Raw genomic sequence first — 19334 nt, 5'->3', positions numbered from 1 at the left:
CCTCCTGACCTTCTCGGTCCCGACCACGATCACTTGAGCTTCAGGTTCAGGACGGTCTGGGCGTTGTCCCAGGTCTTCCACGTCGCCGGGAAGTTCTCGGTGTCGTCGTCGCCCGTGGGCCAGCCGGTCACCTTCGCGCTGTTGAACTCGGTGAGCGTGGACTGCAGCAGCACGGGGATGTACGGCATGTCCGCCACGATCTCCTTCTGGATCGTGAAGTACTGCTCGGTCTTGGCCGCGACGTCGTCGGTCTGCTCGGCCGCGACGATCGCGGCGTCGACGGTCGGGTTCGAGTAGCGGGCGAAGTTGTTGATCGCCTGCTCGCCCACCGGCGAGGTCGTCGTCGAGTCGAAGTTGCCGTTGTAGAGGTAGTACGGGTCGGTCGAGGGGCCCTGTCCGAGCGAGTCCATCGTCAGCTGGAACTGCCCGTTGTTGCGGGCGGCGACCCACTCGTTGTACGACTTGGCGCTCTGCGTGATCTCGATGCCGACCGCGCGCAGCTGCTCGGCCATGGCGTCGATCGCCGCGATGTAGTCCGAGTAGCCGGTGACGACCTGGATCTCGAGCTGCAGCTTCTGGCCGTCCTTGGCGTAGATGCCGTCCGAGCCCTTCGCGTAGCCGGCCGACTGCAGGAGCGCGTCGGCGCCCGCGGTGTCGGCCGTCATCGGCGTCTCCTTCTCGACGTCGGGGCTGATGTAGTCGTCGTCACGACCGAGGGTCATGAAGGTCGGCGAGATCTGCTTGTTCGTGCCCGAGAAGGCCAGGTCGTTCAGCTGGTCGCGGTTCATCGCCTTGTAGATCGCCTGGCGCACGGCCGGGTCGGTCTGCGGGCCCGTGCAGCCGAGGTCGGCGTTCGAGCAGGTCATCAACGTGATCTGCTGCAGCGGGGTGGCGACGTAGCTGACGTCGGGGTTGCTGCCGAGCACCTTGTCGGCCTCGGGGATGAAGATGCTCGACCAGTCGAGGTCGCCGCCGACGATCGCGTCGGTGGCCGAGGTGTTGTTCGCCAGGGCGATGTACCGGATGCTCTTGACCTCGGGCTTGCCCGACTGCCAGTAGTTCGGGTTCGCCTTGTAGACGTAGCTCTGCGGGGTGAAGGTGTCGAGCATGTACGGCCCGGTGCCGATCGGCTTCTCGACCGGGTCGGTCGCGATGTCGGAGAGCTTCGAGAAGACGTGCTCGGGCACGATCGCGGCCTGGCCGAGGATGTCCGGGCCCTTGACGAACGAGGTGTCGGCGAAGGTGAAGACCACCGTGTCGTCGTCCGTGGCCTCGACGGTGCCCTCGAAGCCGACGCGGTTCAGTTCGGGCTTGTCGAGCATCGTCTGGAACGTGTACGCGACGTCGTCCGCCGTGAAGTCCTCGCCGTCGCTCCACTGCACGCCGGTCCGCAGGTCCACGGTCAGCTCGGTGCCGTCGTCGTTCCACTCGTACTCCTCGCCCAGCATGGGCTTGGGGTCGGCGCCGGTGAGCACGTTGTAGTAGAAGAGCTGCTCGTAGAGCAGGCCCTGCGAGGTGCTGTCGGCCGTGGCCGAGAACGGGTTGAAGTTGGCCGTGAGGTCGCCCGCCGGGCCCGTGTTGGCGGTGATGCCGCCTTCGTCGCCGCCGCTCGAGGCGGTGCAGCCGGTGAGCGCGAGGCCCGCGGCGGTCGCGAGTGCGATCGCACCGAACCCGACCCGTCGGCGGTTGGTCATGGAGAGAGGCATCGTCGACCCTTCGTCGTGCCAGGCGTCGTCGCCTGGTCCCGGGGTCTTTCTTAGACGACTTACGTAAGCGAGTCAAGAAAGTCGTGAGGACGTGTCGGGATCGTGACCCGCGCCTCCTGCGGTGCCGAGGCGAACCACACCGGCCCGGCCCGCGCTGGGCCGGCCCGCACCGCACCGCGTTTCGTGCACGGCACCCCGACTAGACGCGGTGTGCTGCACGGAACGCGGCGCGGGGACGTGCGGGCCCGCCCGGGCAACGGGTGCACGCAGTGCGGCGCACCTCCCCACGCACCACACCGCGTTTCGTGCACGGCACCCCGACTAGACGCGATGCGCTGTACGACACGCGGCGCGGAGGCGTGTGGGCCCGCCGGGGCAGCCGACGGGACGCGGTGCAGTGCACGACTCGCGGGGCCGAGGAGGCGCGGGCCGGGTCCGGGCACCGTCGCGGGGTCAGCGCGAGATGGCGCGTTGCACGACGAGGGCGGCCGCACCGATCGCGGCCGCGTCGCGCGGGTCGGTCGAGACCTCGACCCTCGTGGTGTGAACGCCCCGCGAGAACGCCGTGCGGGCCAGGGCCTCGACGGCCGCCCGGGCGTAGATCGAGCCGGCGACCGCGACCCCGGGTCCGCTCAGCACGACGCGGTCGAGGTCGAGCAGGTTGGCGAGCGTGACGACCCCGGCGGCGAGCTGCTCGGCGGCGCGCGTGACGAGCCCGTCGGCCGCGGCGTGACCGGCGATCGCCGCGCGGGCGAGCAGGTCGAAGTCGCGCGCGACCCCGCCCGGCGCCCAGGCGAGGCCGAGGTCGTCGAACGCGGCGGCGTCGCGACGGGCCCGGGCGACGACGGCCCCGGGCGACGCCGCGAGCTCGAGGCAGCCGCGGTTGCCGCAGTAGCAGGGCTCGCCGTCGAGGTCGATCGACACGTGGCCGAGCTCTCCGGCGCCCGAACTCGCGCCTCGGTGCAGGGCCCCGTCGAGCACGATGCCCGAGCCGACCCCCGTGCCGAGGTAGACGCAGGCGAACGTCTCGGAGCGCGGCACCTGCCGACTCCAGAACTCGCCGAGCGCCGCGGCCGCCGCATCGTTGTCGACGATCACGGGCAGGCCGAGGCGCAGGGCCAGCGCGGCGTGCAGCCCGGCGTGGAGGGCGCTCTCGGTCGACCGGGGCCCGGTGCGTACCCCGTGGGCGAGGGTGGCACGGGGACCGACGACGGCCAGGCCGGCCACCGCCCCGCTCGCGAGGCCGAGGCTGCCGACGACGTCGTGGAAGCCGTCGACGATGCGGACCGCGGCGGCCGTGACGTCGTCGGACGCGGCGGGCCCGGCGTCGACCTGCAGGCGCCCGACGACTCCCCCGCGCATGTCGGTGACGACGTAGGTGAGCGCGTCCTCGCCGATCTGCACGCCCATGCCGTAGACGGCACGCGGGTTGATCTCGACCATCGTGCGCGGCTTGCCACCGGTCGACGCGACCCGGCCGGTCTCCCGGACGAGCCCCTCGTCCAGCAGCCGCCGGACGATCGTCGAGATCGACGCCTGCGTCAGTCCACTGGCCTGGGCGAGCTCGACGCGGCTGATCGGGCCCGACGACCGCACGAGGTCGACCACGAGTTCGCGGCTGGTCTGCGGCGCGGGCTGGGGCGCCGGCTGCGAGGCGGGCTGCGTCGTGGGCTGTGCCGGGGTGGGCGGCGAGGTGTGCGACCGCCACGGCGTCGCGGGCCGGGCAGGGGGGTGCGTCGGGGTCCGGTCGGGGTCGCGGGTCACCACGGGCGTCGCTCCGACCTGTCGGGGGCTGTAGGTTCGGGCGCATGACCGACTCGATCGTCGACACCCGGGTGGCCCCTGCCGGGCCGGGCGACCGCCGTCGTGTCGGTCTCGCCCTCGTCCGCCCCGGCGAGATCTTGGGGGCGGAGCCGTTCTACCACGAACTCATCGCCGGCATCGAACGGGTTCTGCGCCCCCGCGGCCACACCCTGCTGCTGCAGGCCCTCGCCGACCGCGACGCCGAGCTGTCGGCCTACCGGCGGTGGGCGGCCTCGGGCGACTTCGGCGCGGTCGTGCTCGTCGACCTCACCGACGACGACCCCCGACCGGCCCTGCTGCGCGAGCTCGGCCTGCCCGCGGTCGTGCTCGGCGACCCCGCCCTTTCGGGAGACCTGCCCGCCGTCTGGACCGGCGACGGCGTCGCCATGCGCGACACCGTCGCCGCGCTCGTCGCGGACGGACACCGTCGACTCGCGCACGTGTCGGGCCCGGGAGCGCTGCTGCACACGCAGGTCAGGCAGGAGGCGCTGGTCGCCGCGAGCCGCGCCTCCTCGTCCGTGGTCGAGACGATCGAGGGCGACTACTCGTGGGACGCCGGCGCGGCCGCCCTCTCGCGTCTGCTCTCGGGGCCGACGCCGCCGACGGCCGTCGTCTTCGACAACGACCAGATGGCGCTCGGCGGCCTCGCCGCGGCGCAACGACTCGGGGTCGAGGTGCCGACGCGACTGACGCTCGTGGCGTGGGACGACTCGTCGCAGTGCCAGTTGTCGACGCCCCCGCTCTCGGCGGTCAGCCACGACGTGCAACGCCTCGGCGAGGTGGCCGCGGGCATGCTGCTCGGCGTGCTGGCGGGTGAGGCCGTGGCGTCGGTCGAGGCGCCACCCGCGTCGCTCGTGCGGCGAGGGTCGTCGGGGCCCGCGCCGGTCTGATGCTCCTGCCGGACAGCCGGTCCGGGCGTCGACTCTCACCCAGGTGAAACAGAGGTGACGCGACAACCACCCTGCGCATTCCGGACAGATCAGTGGGTTTCACTCAGCTTACGGATAGGTTCGATGGGCACGGGGGGTTCCCTTCGTGCTGCGCGTCTCACCCGGCGCTGGGCCGGGGGCGGACAAGCGATGACGCTTGCACCACCGATCAAGAAAGCACTCACCACGTGATCACCAAGTTCTCCTGGCGCCGTGCGGTGGCCGTCCCGGCCGTCCTCACGCTCGCCCTCGGAGGGGCCCTCCTCTCCACCACGGCGGCCCAGGCCGTCGACAGTGACCTGATCGTCACCTCGCCGACCGCCGCCTCGACCACGGACTCGCGTCTGGTCACCGTGGCGGGTACGGCGATCGCCGACGCCAACGTGATCATCAAGGACACCGACACCGACGGAGCCGTGCTCGCCCGCACGACCACCGACGCCACCGGCGCCTTCTCGACGACGATCCAGTACCCCGACACGGCGATCGTGGCGCAGACCATCTTCGTGGACGGCGAGAAGGGCTTCAGCGGCTTCGACCCGACCGTCACGCGCTCGTTCAGCCTGCCCGCCGTCGCCCCGGTCGAGGTCTTCGCGGTCACGACCCCCGAGGTCGGCCAGCAGCTCGCCTCGCGCACCGTCACCTTCTCGGGCACCGGCATCTCGGGTTCGACCGTCAACGTGCTCGGCACCGACGGCAACCGCCTCCCCGGCACCGGCGCCGTCGCCGTCGTCGGCGGCCAGTGGTCGCTCCAGTACACCTACCCCGAGACCGTCGACCGCAACCAGAGCGTGCGCGTGACCCAGGTCACGGGTGGCTCCGGGACCGGCGACGCCCCCGTCGCGTTCGTCCTGCCGCAGGGCCAGACGCTCGTCGTCGAGACGCCCGCCGCGGACACCACCACCGCCACGCGTACCGTCACCTTCTCGGGAACCGGCACCTCCGGCTCGACCGTCAACGTCCTCGGCGCCGACGGCAACCGCCTCCCCGGCACCGGTGCGATCGTCGTCATCGACGGCCGCTGGACGCTCGACTACACCTACCCGGACGACGCCACGGTGGCGCAGTCCGTCCGCGTGACCCAGGTCACGGGCGGCGCGGGCTCGGGTGACGTCCCCCGCTCGTTCAACCTGCCCGCAGTGGTCGTCCCGCCGACCGACGTCGTCCTCGACGCCCCGGTCATCACCTCGCCCACCCAGGGTCAGGTCGTCGTCGGTGACCAGGTCACCTTCGAGGGCACCGGCACCCCCGGCTCGAACATCCTGCTGGCCGTCGTCCCGACGGACCAGCTGGACGAGCTCGAGGCCGCCGAGAACGGACGCGCCGCCGCCGCTGCGGTCCCCGCCGACCCCGCCGACCCGATCGTGGTCGACGCCGCCGGCAACTGGACCGTCACCCTCGCCCTGACGCCGAACGACTACACGGCTGCCGCCGTGTCGTTCCTCCTCGACGCCGACGGCCTGCCGGTGCTCGACGCCGCCGGTCAGCCGATCGTCTCGGACCCCTCGGCCGACGTGGCGTTCAGCCTCGTCGCCGCCGTGACGCCCGCAGCCCTGCCCGCCACCCCGATCGCCACCGGCACCACGGGCCTGGCGTACACGGGTAGCGAGGGCACCGAGGCCGCCATCGGCATCGGCGCCGCCGTCCTGCTGCTCGGCTCGACGCTGATGGTCCTCGCTCGCCGCCGCGCGAAGCTCGCGACCACCGACGTGGCCGGCGAGTAACACCCGCACCACGACGACGGCCCCCGTCGCTGCCTCGGCAGCGCCGGGGGCTGTTCCGCGTCCGGCGGCGGCCACCCCCGGCCCCCGGTTCCCCCGGTTCCCATCGCAGGTGGACCGCTCAGGCCCGGGACGCACGAACGCCCCCGCCTCGAGAGGCGGGGGCGTTCGGTGTTCGAGAGGTGTGACGACGACCGGTGGTGGAGATGGGGGGAATTGAACCCCCGTCCATCGCTGAGATTGCACGCATTCTACGGGCGTAGCCAGATGAGGCGTTCTGCTCGGCTCCGACCTTTGTTACTGGCTTCTAGGTCGACGAGCCCAGCCCGAGTGCAAGTCCCGTGTGACCCCCAGGCGTAGTCACACAGCAAGCCATCTAAATGACGTCAGGATCTGGTTAGAAGGCGGTCACCAGACTGACGGACTCCATGTGGCTCTACTGCTTACGCAGCGAGAGCGAAGTCAGTGCGCTTGTTATTGGCACTTATTGTTTTCCAGAGATCGTTTACGAGATAACCCTGGATCCTCGGCCCGCTTCTCGTTCGCACACAGGCGATGTCGAAACCGATCATCCCCATGAGGGGGCCGTCGTCACACGCTCTTGAATTACCAACGCACGTTTCCGTGCGGCCCATCAGTCTACGTCGTCCGACGCGTTCGCGCCACCGTCGGCGACCCGCCCGCCCGTGCCCGACGACCGACCGGTCACTCCCCCAGGTGCTTGCGCGCCGACATCGCCGACTGCGCCTCGCGCGTCGCGGTGCGCTCGCGCAGGGTCTGGCGCTTGTCGTACTCGCGCTTGCCCTTCGCGAGGGCGATCTCGACCTTGGCCCGGCCGTCGCTGAAGTAGATCTTGAGCGGGACGACCGTGAAGCCGCCCTCTTTGGTCTTCTGCCCGATCTTGTCGATCTCGTGGCGGTGCAGCAGCAGTTTGCGCTTGCGCCGGGGTGCGTGGTTGTTCCAGGTGCCCTCGGTGTACTCGGGGATGTGCACCGCGTCGAGCCAGGCCTCGCCGGCGTCGACGAACGCGTACCCGTCGACCAGCGACGCGCGGCCCTGCCGCAGCGACTTGACCTCGGTGCCGCTCAGGACGATGCCCGCCTCGTACGTCGTCTCGATCGTGTAGTCGTGGCGCGCGCGGCGGTTCGTGGCCACGACCTTCTCACCGCGTTCTTTCGCCACGCTGGCCTCCTGGTCGTTCGGGTGGGGGTGCTGCCGACAGGCAGCCGTTCAGTATACAGCGAAGGAGGCGCGGTGCCCGTCTGACGGACACCGCGCCTCCTTCACGGGGCCGGCTTCTAGACCTTGAGGTAGCGCCTGATGGCGACGTTCGCACTGAGGGCCGCGAGCAGGATGCCGACGACGATGACGATCGGCACGACCAGGGCGGCGTCTCGCAGGCCGATGAACGGCGTGCCCTGGAAGGTCACCGCCAGGTAGCCCTTGACGAAGAAGTTGACGATCGCGACGATCGCCCCACCGGCCAGCAACGAGCCCACGAGGGCCGCGATCACCCCCTCGAGGATGAACGGCGTCTGGATGAACCGGTTGGACGCCCCGACCAGGCGCATGATGCCGAGTTCTCGACGCCGGCTGAACGCGCTCAACCGGATGGTCGTGGCGATCAGCAGCACGGCAGCGATCAACATGAGGGAGGCGATGCCGATGGCCGTGTAGCTCGCCGCGTTCAGCACCGAGAAGATCGGGTCGAGGTACCCGCGCTGGTCGACGACGCTCTGGACGCCGGCCAGGCTCGACAGGCTCTCGGTGAGGACGTCGGACTGCGTCGGGTCCTTGAGGTTCACCCAGAAGGTCTCGTTGAGGTACGCCGGCTGCACGAACTCGGTGGCCGGGCTGTCGGCGAACTGCTGCTTGAAGCGGTCGTAGGCCTGGGTCTGGTCCTCGAAGTAGAACTTGTCGACGTAGGGCGTCAGGACGTCGCTGTCGAGCTGGGCGCGGACGCCGTCGATCTGGTCCTTGGTCGCCATCGCCCCGGTGCAGTTGCCGGTCGTGTCGGTGTCGGTGCAGAGGTAGACGGCGACCTGGGCCTTGTCGTACCAGTAGCCCTTCATCTGCGTGATCTGCATCTGCAGCAGGGCCGCGGTGCCGACGAAGGTCAGCGAGATGAACGTGACGAGCACGACGGAGATGACCATCGAGGCGTTGCGACGGAGGCCGCTGCCGACCTCGCTCATGACGAGTCCGAGTCTCATGCGTCGGCCCCTCTCGTGCTGAGGTCCTCGACCCCGATGGCCTGGATGGGCACCGCCTGGGTCTGGTAGCCGCCGTGACGCTCGTCGCGGAGGATGTTGCCCGCACTGAGCTCGATCACCCGTCGTTGCATCTGGTCGACGATTCCCGCGTCGTGGGTCGCCATGATGACCGTCGTGCCGCCGGCGTTGATGCGCTCGAGCAGGGTCATGATGCCGGCGCTGGTCGACGGGTCGAGGTTGCCGGTGGGCTCGTCGGCCAGCAGGATCGCCGGCTTGTTGACGATCGCACGGGCGATGGCGACGCGCTGCTGCTCGCCGCCCGAGAGCTCGTGCGGCAGACGGTGCTGCTTGCCGACCAGGCCGACCATCTTGAGGACGTCGGGCACGGCCTCCTGGATGAAGCCCTTGCTCTTGCCGATGACCTGGAGGCTGAACGCGACGTTGTCGAAGACGTTCTTCTGCGGCAGCAGCCGGAAGTCCTGGAACACGACGCCGAGGTTGCGCCGGAAATACGGCACCTTGCGGCTCGAGAGCGTGCCCAGACGCTGCCCGAGGACGTGGATCTGGCCCTGGGACGGCTTCTCTTCCTTCAGCACGAGCCGCAGGAAGCTCGACTTGCCGGAGCCGCTCGCCCCCACGAGGAACACGAACTCGCCCTTGAGGATCTCGAGGGTGACGGCGTTCAGCGCGGGCCGGGGGTTGCCGACGTAGACCTTGGTGACTTCATCAAACCGAATCATGACGGGGATCACCCTAAGTGCGGCCGGCGACGATCGTCGCAGCGACTCGCTGCGGCGGGGCGGCTATGGATGTGCTGGGAGCCGCCGGGCGGGCGACGCCCGGTCAGTCCTGGTCGTCGCGCTTGCGCCAGCGGATGCCCGCCGAGATGAAGCCGTCGAGATCGCCGTCGAAGACGTTCGAGGGGTTGTTGACCTCGTGCTCGCTGCGCAGGTCTTTGACCATCTGGTAAGGCGCCAGCACGTAGCTGCGGATCTGGTCGCCCCAGCTGGCGGTGATGTTGCCCGCCAGCTCTTTCTTCTTGGCGTTCTCGGCTTCTTTCTGCAGCAGCAGGAGGCGCGACTGCAGCACGCGCATGGCCGCGGCGCGGTTCTGGATCTGGCTCTTCTCGTTCTGCATCGAGACGACGGTGCCGGTCGGGATGTGCGTCAGCCGCACGGCCGAGTCGGTCGTGTTGACGCTCTGACCGCCGGGGCCCGAGGACCGGAAGACGTCGACGCGGATGTCGTTCTCGGGGATGTCGATCGACTCGGTCTCTTCCATCAGCGGGATGACCTCGACCGCGGCGAAGCTGGTCTGGCGCTTGCCGGCGGCGCCGAAGGGGCTCATGCGCACGAGCCGGTGCGTGCCGGCCTCGACGCTGAGCGTGCCGAAGGCGTAGGGGGCGTCGATCTCGAAGGTGGCGCTCTTGATGCCGGCCTCTTCGGCGTAGCTGGTGTCCATGACGGTGGCGGACATGCCGTGCTTCTCGGCGTAGCGCAGGTACATGCGCAGCAGCATCTCGGCGAAGTCGGCGGCGTCGACCCCGCCGGCCCCCGCGCGGATCGTGATGACGGCCGGGCGCGGGTCGTACTCGCCGTCGAGCAGCGTCTGCACCTCGAGGACGTCCATCATCTTCTGCAGGGCCCTGAGCTCGGCCTGGGCCTCGTCGGCGCTCTCTTGGTCGTCGCCATCGTTCGCCATCTCGACGAGCACCTCGAGGTCGTCGAGCCGCGCCTCGGTGGTCTCGAGCTTCTCGAGCTCGGACTGCCGGTGGCTGAGGGCGCTGGTGACCTTCTGCGCGTTGTCGGTGTCGTCCCACAGGTCGGGGGCCGAGGCCTGTTCGCTGAGCTCGGCGATCTCGGCGACGAGACGGTCTTGCCCGATCACCGCACGGATGTCTTCGAACGTGGCCCGGAGGGCGGCAATCTGCTCAGAGAAATCCAGTGCGATCATGGTCCCCGAGCTTACCCGGCCCGCGTGGGCCGGGCCTGCCCGTGCCCCGCGCCGATCGCTCGCCCGCTCCTCAGCGCCGGGCGACGCCCGCTTCCCGCAGGGCCACGTCGGCGAGGCGGCGGACGACCGCGGCATCCCCCGCGCGCCAGGCGGCCACCGGGTCGGGAGACACGGCGAGGGCGGCCTTCGCGTCGCGGCCGGTGAGTGCCCGCAACGCGAGCAGGTCCTCGCCGCCCGGCAGGGCGAGCAGCGCACGGACCGAGGAGGCGCGGCGCACGAACGCGATCCGCCCGCGCAGCCAGACCCACAGCACCACGAGGCTCGGCACCCCGGCGACGACGAGGCCGGCGACCAGCGCCGCCCGGGCCACGCCGTCCTGCTGCTGCCGTCCGGCGTCGGCGAGGGATTCTCCGGCCCCGCTGGCCCCGTCGAACGGGGCGCTGGCCGCACCGCCGACCAGGGGCAGCCCTTCCAGCGCGCGCGACGCGTCCTGCATGGTGCCCTGGAAGCCGGCCCCCGCCTCCTCGAGTTGCCTCCCGAGGTCGGCGAAGGTGCCGATGAAGGTCGCGATGCTCACCCCGAGCACGACGAAGAGGACGACGAGGCCCACGGCCACGACGTCTCCGGTCACCTGGCGGGTCCGGACGAGGGGCGAGGCCGAGTAGAGCTGCATGGCCCCAGTCTGACGCGAGGCGGCCCGCGAGGCGCGACCCGCGCCTCCTCGGGTCGGAGACGACGACTACCGGGGCACGGTGCTGACGGGTCCCACCCGCGAGGTCGCGAGGTCGAGCGAGGTGACCGTCGTCGCTCCGGCCGACAGGGCCACCCGCAACGCCCCCACCTGGTAGGGGACGGTCGTCCACTTGTCGGGCGGGACGCCGGTCACGACGCCGCCCGGGTAGCCGGCCTGGTCGGGGCGCAGGTTCACCCGCAGCGACAGGACGGACGGCAGGCGGGTGGTCAGGGTGCCGAGCGCCGTGAGCACCGGGGCGAGCGTGGTCGAGAGGGTGCTGCCGAGGGTGGTGATCGGCGCGACGAGCGTGGAGCGGACGAGCGTGACCACCGACGCGAGCAGCGACCCGGCCGAGCCCGTCAACGCGGCGAGCAGCGGGTTCAGCACGCTGCCGAGCACGGTGGAGAGCGCCCCGCTCAGCACCCGCGTGGTGACCACCGCCGTCGCGGTGGACGGGGACGCGAGCAACTGGCCGAGCGTTCCCCCCATCGCGACGTCGACGGCGAGCACGTCGACGGGGACGCCGAGCACCGTCGCCCGCAACGTCACCGTCAACGCCACCGACAGCTGCGCCGCCGACACCGCGGACTGCAGCGCCGCCACGACCCGTTGGGTCAGGCCGTCGAGCATCGACGCGACCGTGGTCGTGATCGAGGCCATCGCCGCCGCGCTCAGCACGAGTTCCGTGTTCGGGGCGAGCCCGTTCAGCCCGCCGGGCTGGCCGACCAGCGTGGCCAGGTCGACCGACACCACACCGGTCGACGGGGTGATGGTGACCGTGCCGTCCGTGCTGGTGACCGACCCCGCGAGCACCGGGTCAACCGCCGACTGCAGGGCCAGGCCGGTGAGGGTGACCGAACCCGTGACCCCGCCCAGGCTCAGCAGGTTCGTGAGGCCGTTCACGGTGGCGAGCACGCCGTCCCGGACGGTCCTCGAGATCGTGCCGTTGACGCCCGTCAGGCCGGCGGCGGCCGTGTTCAGGCTCGTGACCGTGCTCGACACCTGACCCGACAGTCCCGCCACCGCCGGGCTGTGCAGCTCGAGGGCGAGACCGGCGATGCCGTAGTCGCGGGTCACCCCCGTCACGCTGCCGTCGCCCCAGATGCGGCTCTCGAGGGCTCGGCAGCCGTCGAGGGTCGCCGTGGACGCCACCGCGCCCACGGTCAGGTCGGCCCGGTCGAGGGCGGTCGAGGCGGGCAGCACCGAGGTGAGGCCGATGCGGGCAGGACCGGGCAGTGACGAGGCGGGGGTCGTCGGCGTCACGCCGAGCCCGCCCGAGTCGCTCACAAGACCCGCGGCGGCGGCCGCCGTGCCGGTCGGGGCGACCCGCGTGAACTGCTTCAGGGCTCCGGCCGACCCCGCCGGCAGGTTCGTGCCGAGCCCGGTCAGGTCGAGGCCGACGAGACCCGACCCCGCGCTCGCCGACAGGGGATTGCGGAACGTCGTCGTGCCTCCCGCGTCCGTGGTCGGGGCGGGCGATGCCGGCACCGCGGTGACGACGCCGGAGCGGGTGCGCGTCAGGTCCGCCCCACGCACGGCCGCGACGGTGTCGAGGTCGGTGCCGGCCAGGCTGCCGCGCACGAAACGGCTGGACGCGGCGGCGGCGTACCCGGTGTCGGTGCCGCAGGTGAACCTCGTGGTGCCGACGAGCCCGTACGTGCGCTCGGAGTCGGTCCAGGCGGCGGTCGTCACGGGCGGCGGGGGCACGATGACGGCACCCACGACGGCGACCACGGCCGCCACGGCGACGACGGCCCGTCGCGCGGTGAGCGCCGCGACGAGGCGGGCGACACCCGTGGGGCGACGGCGACGGCGGCCGTGCGTGCCGGTCACGACGTCACCGCCCGGCGTCGTCCGCGGAGGTGCAGCGAGAGGCCGACGACCAGGGCACCGGCACCCGCGATGGCCGGGCCGGACGAGAGGCCGCCGGTGAAGGCGAGCGCCCGCGGGGCGTCCACGCCGCTGAGGGTCACGTCGACGGGGCGTCCGTCGCCGGCGGAGTCGATGACGGGGGCGACGCCGCCGGGGCCGGTGCCGGTGCCGCCGGTGCCGGGCGCCGCCGGGTCCGCCCCGCCCGGGCCGGGACCGGCCGGGTCGCCGGGCACGGCGGTCGTGACGGTCGGCTCGGGCTCGGGCTCGGGCTCGGGCTCGGCTGGGAGGGTCGCGACGGGGTCCAGCGCCGTCGCCGTGATGCCGACGCCGACCCGGGCGCTCCGGCCCATGGACGAGGCGTCGTCGCCGCGCCCACCGGCGAGACCGAGGCTGACGAGCACGAAGACCCGGCCCGAGCCCCCGACCGAGCGCACCGGCCACGAGGGACTGCCGTCGACGAACGCGGAGGCGCGGGTCGGGGCGGTCACGGTCCGTGCCCCGGTCGCGCAGAGCGGCGTCGTCTCGACCCGCTGCCACTCGACGTCGCAGGTCTCGACCCCCAGCGTGAATCCGGCCTCGTCGTCGACGAGCGACCCCGAGCTGACGAGCTCGAGGCCGAGTGCCACCCGGTCGCCGGTCGTGACGTCGGTCGCGATCTGCCAGCGGCCCGGGGCCGCGGGCGCGATGTCCTCGGTGCCGGTCAGTTCGTCGGCCAGCACGAGGTGGCCGTCGAGGCCGGTCTCGGGCACGGGTTCGAGGGCACGGGCGGTGCCGGCCTGGACGGTGAGGGCCCCGCCGAGCACGAACGCGGCCGTCCCCACGACGGCCAGGAGCGTCGTCGCGGTGCGGTGCCCGCGGGTCGTGGGTCCGCGGTGCGCACCGCGGCCGTGGTGCTCGCCGCTCGGCCCGCCGGGCGCGCCGCCACTCGACTCCCCGTCCACGGTCGTCCTCAGCCTCGGCGGACGGCGCCGCGTCGCGTCGGCCAGAAGGCCAGCACGACGGCGGCACCGACGACGGCGACCGCGAGCCCGCGGGCCGGCGGGGTCGACATCGTCGTCAGGACGAAGCCGAGGCCCGGGGCCGAGGCGACGACGATCCGGGCGTCGCGCACGACGTAGGGGTCGCGGTCGTCCGAGTCGTTGGCGTCGCCCCGCAGCACGAGGGAGCGCGCGGCGGCGTCGCCGGGCACGGCGGTCGTCGAGACGACCCGGTGGGTCACGGGGACGTCGAAGCCGGGTCGGGGCACCGTGACCACGTCGCCGGGCCGCACGTCGGCCGCCGCGATCGCCCGGGTGACGACGGCGCCGCCCGCGGGCACGGTGGGACTCATCGAGCCGGTCAGGACGACCACGAGCGAGAGGCCGAGGACCGTCGAGACGGCGAGCCAGAGGAGGCAGACCGCGCCGACGAGGCCGACCACCGACAGCAGGAGCGTGCTGACGACGTCGACCGGTCGGCGGCGAGGGCGTCGGCGACGGCGCTCACGGCGATCCGCCCGGCGCGGCTCGACCTCGGGGCCCCGACGTTCCGCCCGGGGCCGGGTCACGGTGTCGACCACCGGTCGGCCCGTCACTCGACGCTGGTCGAGGCGAACTCCCACGCCGGGGCGGCGGTACGGCCCTGGAGCGTCGAGCTCGCCGACGTGGCGGCACTCGCCGGCAGGGTCACCTCGAAGCAGTAGAACTGCGTGGTGCCGGACGCGGCGGCGAGTCGTTGGGTGGCCGTGGCGCCCGTCGTCGAGAGCGAACCCGTGGCGATGGTCGTCGGCGCGGTGAACGCGGCGGCGGTGCAGGTCGGCGCGGCACCCCCGGCCGTGACCTCGACGGTCGCGACGCGGACGGTCAGGGCGCTGAAGAGCGCTCCCCCGGCATCGGCCACGGTCACGCCGGTGGCGGGCACCGCGGCCCGGACCTGCACGTCGGCGGGGACGCTCGTCGTGGCCGTCGTCCGCAGGGCCACGCCCGAGTAGACGCTCTCGCCCGGGCTCAGGGTCTGCGCGCCCGGCGTGAAGACCGTGCCGCGACCCGGTGCGGTCTCGTAGTCGGAGAAGCCCGCCGTGTAGGGCGAGGTGACGCTCTGCTGCACCTCGAACGTGCCGGTGCCTATGCCGGGGCCGCCCGTGCCGTCCCCGGCGTAGACCCACTCGCTGTCGGTCCAGGCCGCGACGGTGTAGCCGAGTCCGCCGACGACCAGCGCACCGCCTGCGGCGAGCGCCGCGACCTTGCGGAGGCGACGAGGTCTCGGCGCCGACCGGTCGTGCGTCGCGACGTCGTCGCGCGGGACCTCGCCGTGAGGGGTGTCGGAGGCAGAGCGGTGCTGCGACATGGTGGTGCTCCTGATCCGCGTCGCCTGGTGGGGGCGGCGCTCGGGGTGGTGCGATGGACGCCCGTGGTGAGCGGGCGGCGGGCCGGGATGCGGCGGCGGCGCGGGGTGGTGGGGCCCGGCCGGTGAGGCGTGCTCACGTGTGTTGGGGTCGAGTACACCACCCCCGCGTGGGGGCGACAACCCACCCGTTCGGGGGTCGTGGCCGGGGTGCCCTGCCCGGCGGCCGGATCAGCGGGCGCCGAGCACCGGGGCGCGGTCGGCGTAACCGGCCGTCGTGGCGCGCGCGACGGCGGTCGGGAGCGCCGCGAGCAGCGCGTCGACGTCGGCCTCGGTGCTCGTGTGGCCGATCGTCATGCGGAGCGCACCGCGGGCCGCGTCCGCCGGCAGGCCCATGCCGAGCAGCACGTGGGACGGTTCGGGGATGCCCGCCTGGCAGGCCGATCCGGTCGAGACGCTGACCCCGGCGGCGTCGAGCAGGAACAGCAACGAGTCGCCCTCGCACCCGTCGAAGGTGAAGTGGGCGTTGCCGGGCAGCCGGTCGACGGGGTCGCCCCGCAGCACGGCCCCGGGCACCGACGCCAGCACCCCGGCGATCAGCCGGTCCCGCAGCGGCTCGTAGGCCCCGTGCGGCTGCTCGGCCGCCACGGCGAAGGCGACGGCGGCCGGGGCGTCCTGCGTGCCCGAGCGCACCTGTCGCTGCTGTCCGCCCCCGTGGATCAGGGGCACGACGGTCGCCGACCGCGACAGCACGAGCGCGCCGATGCCGATGGGCCCACCGATCTTGTGGGCGCTGACGCTGAGCGCCGCGAGCCCGGAGGCCGCGAAGTCGATCGGCACCTGCCCGTAGGCCGCGACGGCGTCCGAGTGCACCGGCACCCCGTGGGCGGCGGCGAGCGCCACGACCTCGTCGACGGGCTGCATCGTGCCGACCTCGTTGTTGGCCCAGAGCAGGCTGACCAGGGCGACGTCGTCGTGCTCGTCGAGGGCCGCGGCGAGGGCGTCGACGCGCAACCGGCCCTGCTCGTCGAGCGGCAGCCAGGTGACGACGGCGCCCTCGTACCGTTCGAGCCACTCGACGGTGTCGACGGTGGCGTGGTGCTCGCCGGCGGGGACGAGGAGGCGCGGCCGCGGTCGGTCGGACTGCCTCGCCCACCACAGTCCCTTGATCGCGAGGTTGACCGCCTCGGTGCCGCCCGAGGTGAAGACGATCTCAATCGGGTCGCAGCCGAGGGTCGCGGCCACGCGCTCGCGGGCCTCTTCGAGGACGCGCTTGGCGTTCTGGCCGGCCGAGTGGATGGACGACGGGTTGCCCACCGTGCCGAGCGCCTCGGCGTAGGCGGCGATCGCCGCCGGGTGCATCGGCGTGGTGGCCGCGTGGTCGAGGTAGACGCTCATGTTCGGGTCCTCAGGCTGGGTGGGGCGCTGACGCTCGATGATTTCGGGGCCGACACGCGCCTCCTCTACTGTAAACGCGTGACCGACCCCGACCCCCTGCGCGATCTCGGCATCCGTTCCGGCCCCGACGGGCCGACGCTGCGCGTCTGGTCCGCGTCGGCGTCCCGGATCGACGTCGTGATCGACGACGCCCCGCACGACCGTGTCGTCCCGATGGTCCGCGACGCACACGACGTGTGGAGCGCCACCGACGGCGCCCTCACCCCCGGGCGGCGGTATTGGTTGCGGGCGGACGGCCCCGCCGGGGGCGGCAACGCCTTCGACCCCTCGCTCGAGCTGCTCGACCCCTACGCGCGTGGGCTCGGTCGCACCGGACGCGGCACGTGGCAGTCGGCCGTCGTCGACGAGTCGTTCGACTGGGGTGGGGTGTCCAAGCCCCGCACGCCGCTCGACCGGGTGGTGGTCTACGAGGCGCACGTCCGCGGCCTCACCCGCCTGGCCCCCTTCGTGCCCGAAGAGCTGCGCGGCAGCTACGCCGGCCTCGCCGCCGAGTCGACCATCGCCTACCTGACCGGCCTCGGCGTGACGGCGGTGCAGCTGTTGCCCGTGCACCAGCACGTCGACGAGCAGCGCCTCGTCGCGCAGGGCATCGAGAACTACTGGGGCTACAACACCCTCGGCTACTTCGCCCCGCACGCCGCCTACGCCAGCCGCGACGCGCAGCTCGCCGGCGCCTCGGCGATCCTCCGCGAGTTCAAGGGCATGGTGCGCCTGCTGCACGAGGCCGGCATCGAGGTCTACCTCGACGTGGTCTACAACCACACGGCCGAAGAGGGCGAGGTCGGCGGCCCGGTCACGAGCCTGCGCGGTCTCGACGGCTCCGGCTACTACCGACACGACGCCGACGGTCGGCCGGTCGACGTGACGGGGTGCGGCAACTCGCTCGACACGAGCACGCCGGCCGCCTCGCGGCTCGTCCTCGACTCCCTGCGGTACTGGGCCGACGAGGTGCAGATCGACGGCTTCCGCTTCGACCTCGCCGCCACGCTCGGACGCGGTGCGGACCACGTCTTCGACCCCGAGCACCCGCTGCTGAGCGCGATCGTGGACGATCCGGCGCTCGAGGGCGTCAAGATGATCGCCGAGCCGTGGGACGTCGGCATGGGCGGCTGGCAGACCGGTGCCTTCCCCGACGGCTGGATCGAGTGGAACGACCGGTTCCGCAACCGGGCCCGCGACTTCTGGCTGACCGACATCGCCGCGGCCCGGTCGCAGGGCGCTCCCCCGTCCGGGCTCGGCAGCTTCGCGTCGAAGCTCAGCGGGTCAAGCAACATCTACGCCCACGAGCGCGGTCCGCTGTCGGGCGTGAACTTCGTCACGGCGCACGACGGCTTCACCCTGCTCGACCTCGTGTCGTACGACGGCAAGCACAACCTCAGCAACGGCGAGGACAACCGCGACGGCACCGACGACAACCGCTCGTTCAACCACGGCGTCGAGGGCGACAGCGTCAACCCCTGGATCTCGGACGCCCGGCGCCGCTCGATGCGCAACCTGCTCGCCACCCTCTTCGTGTCGGCCGGCATCCCCATGCTGACCGCCGGCGACGAACGCGGCCGCACCCAGCACGGCAACAACAACGCCTACTGCACCGACAGCGAGCTCACCTGGGTCGACTGGTCCGACGAACCCTGGCACCGGGACCTGCACGACGACGTCGCCACGCTGTCCCGGCTGCGAGCCGAGAATCCCGCCCTGCGCCCGTCGCGGTTCGGCCTCGACGGCGCCTGCACGCTCAGCGCCAACGAGATGTCGTGGCACTCGGCCTCGGGCGACGAGATGCGTCCCGACGAGTGGAACGACCCCGCCGTCCGCACGATGCAGTACCTCGCGACCTCGACGCCCGAGCACGAGGCGCCCAACACGGTCCTCGTCGTGGTGCACGGGGCCGAGGCCGCCGTCTCGGTGACGCTCCCCCGACACGACGGGGTGACGGCGTACGAGGCCCTGTGGTCGAGCGACGACCGCAGCCTGCCGCAGGCGACGGCCCCCGGTGACGACCTGCTCGTCTCGGGGCCGACCGTGGTGGTGTTCCGCGCCTCGACGACCGAGGTGGCCTCGTGACCAGCAAGGCGTCAGGAGGGGCGCGCGGCCCCGCCACGCCGGCCACCGTCGCGCTCACCACGGCCGGCATCCCCTTCACGGCCCACACGTACGAACACCACGACACGGCGACGAACTTCGGCGAGGAGGCCGCCGCCGAGCTCGGCCTCTCGGCGGAACGCGTCTTCAAGACCCTCGTGGTCGACGCCGAGGGCACCCTCGTGGTGGGCGTCGTCCCCGTCTCGGGTCGCCTCGACCTCAAGGCGCTCGCGGCCGCCGTCGGGGCCAAGAAGGCCTCGCTGGCCGACCCCGCCCTGGTCGAACGCCGCACGGGCTACGTCGTGGGCGGCATCAGCCCCCTCGGGCAGCGGACCGCCGCGACGACCGTGGTCGACGCGAGCGCCGCCTCCTTCGCCTCGGTCTTCGTCAGCGGCGGGAGGCGCGGGTTCGACATCGAGATCGCACCCGACGACCTCGTGCGCGCCACCGGCGGCTCCTACGCGGCGATCCGTCGCGACTGACCCGCGCCGCGCCTCCTCGGATCTGCGGCCACGCCGCCACGCCGCCACGCCGCCACGAAG

Annotated in this window: 16 protein-coding genes and 1 other RNA gene; 4 read left to right on the top strand and 13 right to left on the bottom strand. The window is 72.4% G+C overall.

Annotated elements, in window-relative coordinates; genetic code table 11:
* Window positions 1–29: 29 nt before the first annotated feature.
* On the bottom strand, window positions 30–1694 hold the full coding sequence (locus IFT79_RS06305) for an ABC transporter substrate-binding protein (protein WP_192123292.1): 1665 nt from the start codon (window positions 1692–1694) through the stop codon (window positions 30–32).
* Between the two features lie 465 nt (window positions 1695–2159).
* Window positions 2160–3473: an ROK family protein gene (locus tag IFT79_RS06300; RefSeq protein ID WP_199859509.1), complete on the bottom strand. Its 1314-nt coding sequence runs from the start codon at window positions 3471–3473 to the stop codon at window positions 2160–2162.
* A 41-nt stretch (window positions 3474–3514) separates the two neighbouring features.
* Between IFT79_RS06300 and IFT79_RS06295 the strand changes: the two genes are divergently transcribed.
* The gene (locus IFT79_RS06295) at window positions 3515–4399 is read left to right on the top strand and encodes a LacI family DNA-binding transcriptional regulator (RefSeq protein WP_192123291.1); all 885 of its coding nucleotides are present in this window, start codon (window positions 3515–3517) and stop codon (window positions 4397–4399) included.
* A gap of 227 nt (window positions 4400–4626) precedes the next feature.
* Window positions 4627–6162, top strand: a complete 1536-nt coding sequence (locus IFT79_RS06290) for a hypothetical protein (protein WP_056046100.1) — start codon at window positions 4627–4629, stop codon at window positions 6160–6162.
* A gap of 195 nt (window positions 6163–6357) precedes the next feature.
* Here IFT79_RS06290 and ssrA read toward each other — a convergent pair.
* The 11 genes from ssrA to IFT79_RS06235 all read right to left on the bottom strand — a co-directional run bounded on the left by ssrA (window position 6358) and on the right by IFT79_RS06235 (window position 16650).
* Window positions 6358–6735: a transfer-messenger RNA gene (ssrA, locus tag IFT79_RS06285) on the bottom strand.
* Window positions 6736–6864: 129 nt separating this feature from the next.
* Window positions 6865–7341, bottom strand: coding sequence for an SsrA-binding protein SmpB (smpB, locus tag IFT79_RS06280; RefSeq protein ID WP_056046102.1), 477 nt, complete (start codon window positions 7339–7341; stop codon window positions 6865–6867).
* Window positions 7342–7457: 116 nt separating this feature from the next.
* Window positions 7458–8372 carry a permease-like cell division protein FtsX gene (ftsX, locus tag IFT79_RS06275; RefSeq protein WP_056046104.1) on the bottom strand — a complete coding sequence of 305 codons (915 nt, stop codon included), beginning with the start codon at window positions 8370–8372 and terminating at the stop codon, window positions 7458–7460.
* Complete coding sequence (ftsE, locus tag IFT79_RS06270; protein WP_043593759.1) at window positions 8369–9112, bottom strand: cell division ATP-binding protein FtsE; 744 nt, start codon at window positions 9110–9112, stop codon at window positions 8369–8371. The genes ftsX and ftsE overlap by 4 nt, the downstream gene beginning before the upstream one ends.
* Before the next feature lie 103 nt (window positions 9113–9215).
* On the bottom strand, window positions 9216–10325 hold the full coding sequence (gene prfB, locus IFT79_RS06265) for a peptide chain release factor 2 (protein ID WP_056046106.1): 1110 nt from the start codon (window positions 10323–10325) through the stop codon (window positions 9216–9218).
* Between the two features lie 70 nt (window positions 10326–10395).
* Window positions 10396–10998 carry a hypothetical protein gene (locus tag IFT79_RS06260; protein WP_123570323.1) on the bottom strand — a complete coding sequence of 201 codons (603 nt, stop codon included), beginning with the start codon at window positions 10996–10998 and terminating at the stop codon, window positions 10396–10398.
* Window positions 10999–11064: 66 nt separating this feature from the next.
* Window positions 11065–12891, bottom strand: coding sequence for a choice-of-anchor G family protein (locus IFT79_RS06255; RefSeq protein ID WP_192123290.1), 1827 nt, complete (start codon window positions 12889–12891; stop codon window positions 11065–11067).
* Entirely contained in the window at window positions 12888–13871 is a 984-nt protein-coding gene (locus tag IFT79_RS16865) for a hypothetical protein (protein WP_192123289.1), read from the bottom strand. Before IFT79_RS16865 ends, IFT79_RS06255 begins: the two co-directional genes overlap by 4 nt.
* A gap of 8 nt (window positions 13872–13879) precedes the next feature.
* Entirely contained in the window at window positions 13880–14488 is a 609-nt protein-coding gene (locus IFT79_RS06245; protein ID WP_159826335.1) for a signal peptidase I, read from the bottom strand.
* Window positions 14489–14499: 11 nt separating this feature from the next.
* Complete coding sequence (locus IFT79_RS06240) at window positions 14500–15255, bottom strand: acyl-CoA dehydrogenase (protein ID WP_192123288.1); 756 nt, start codon at window positions 15253–15255, stop codon at window positions 14500–14502.
* Window positions 15256–15483: 228 nt separating this feature from the next.
* On the bottom strand, window positions 15484–16650 hold the full coding sequence (locus IFT79_RS06235; RefSeq protein WP_056046118.1) for a cysteine desulfurase family protein: 1167 nt from the start codon (window positions 16648–16650) through the stop codon (window positions 15484–15486).
* Between the two features lie 78 nt (window positions 16651–16728).
* Here IFT79_RS06235 and glgX point away from each other — a divergent pair, with 78 nt between their 5' ends.
* Together glgX and ybaK are read left to right on the top strand one after the other, a co-directional pair.
* Complete coding sequence (glgX, locus tag IFT79_RS06230) at window positions 16729–18774, top strand: glycogen debranching protein GlgX (RefSeq protein WP_192123286.1); 2046 nt, start codon at window positions 16729–16731, stop codon at window positions 18772–18774.
* Window positions 18771–19274: a Cys-tRNA(Pro) deacylase gene (gene ybaK / locus IFT79_RS06225; protein WP_056046122.1), complete on the top strand. Its 504-nt coding sequence runs from the start codon at window positions 18771–18773 to the stop codon at window positions 19272–19274. Before glgX ends, ybaK begins: the two co-directional genes overlap by 4 nt.
* The last annotated feature ends 60 nt before the right edge of the window (window positions 19275–19334 follow it).

The sequence above is a fragment of the Frigoribacterium sp. CFBP 8759 genome (genome assembly GCF_014841655.1).
Lineage (GTDB): Bacteria > Actinomycetota > Actinomycetes > Actinomycetales > Microbacteriaceae > Frigoribacterium.
This window is presented reverse-complemented; position numbering and strand designations above follow the sequence as displayed.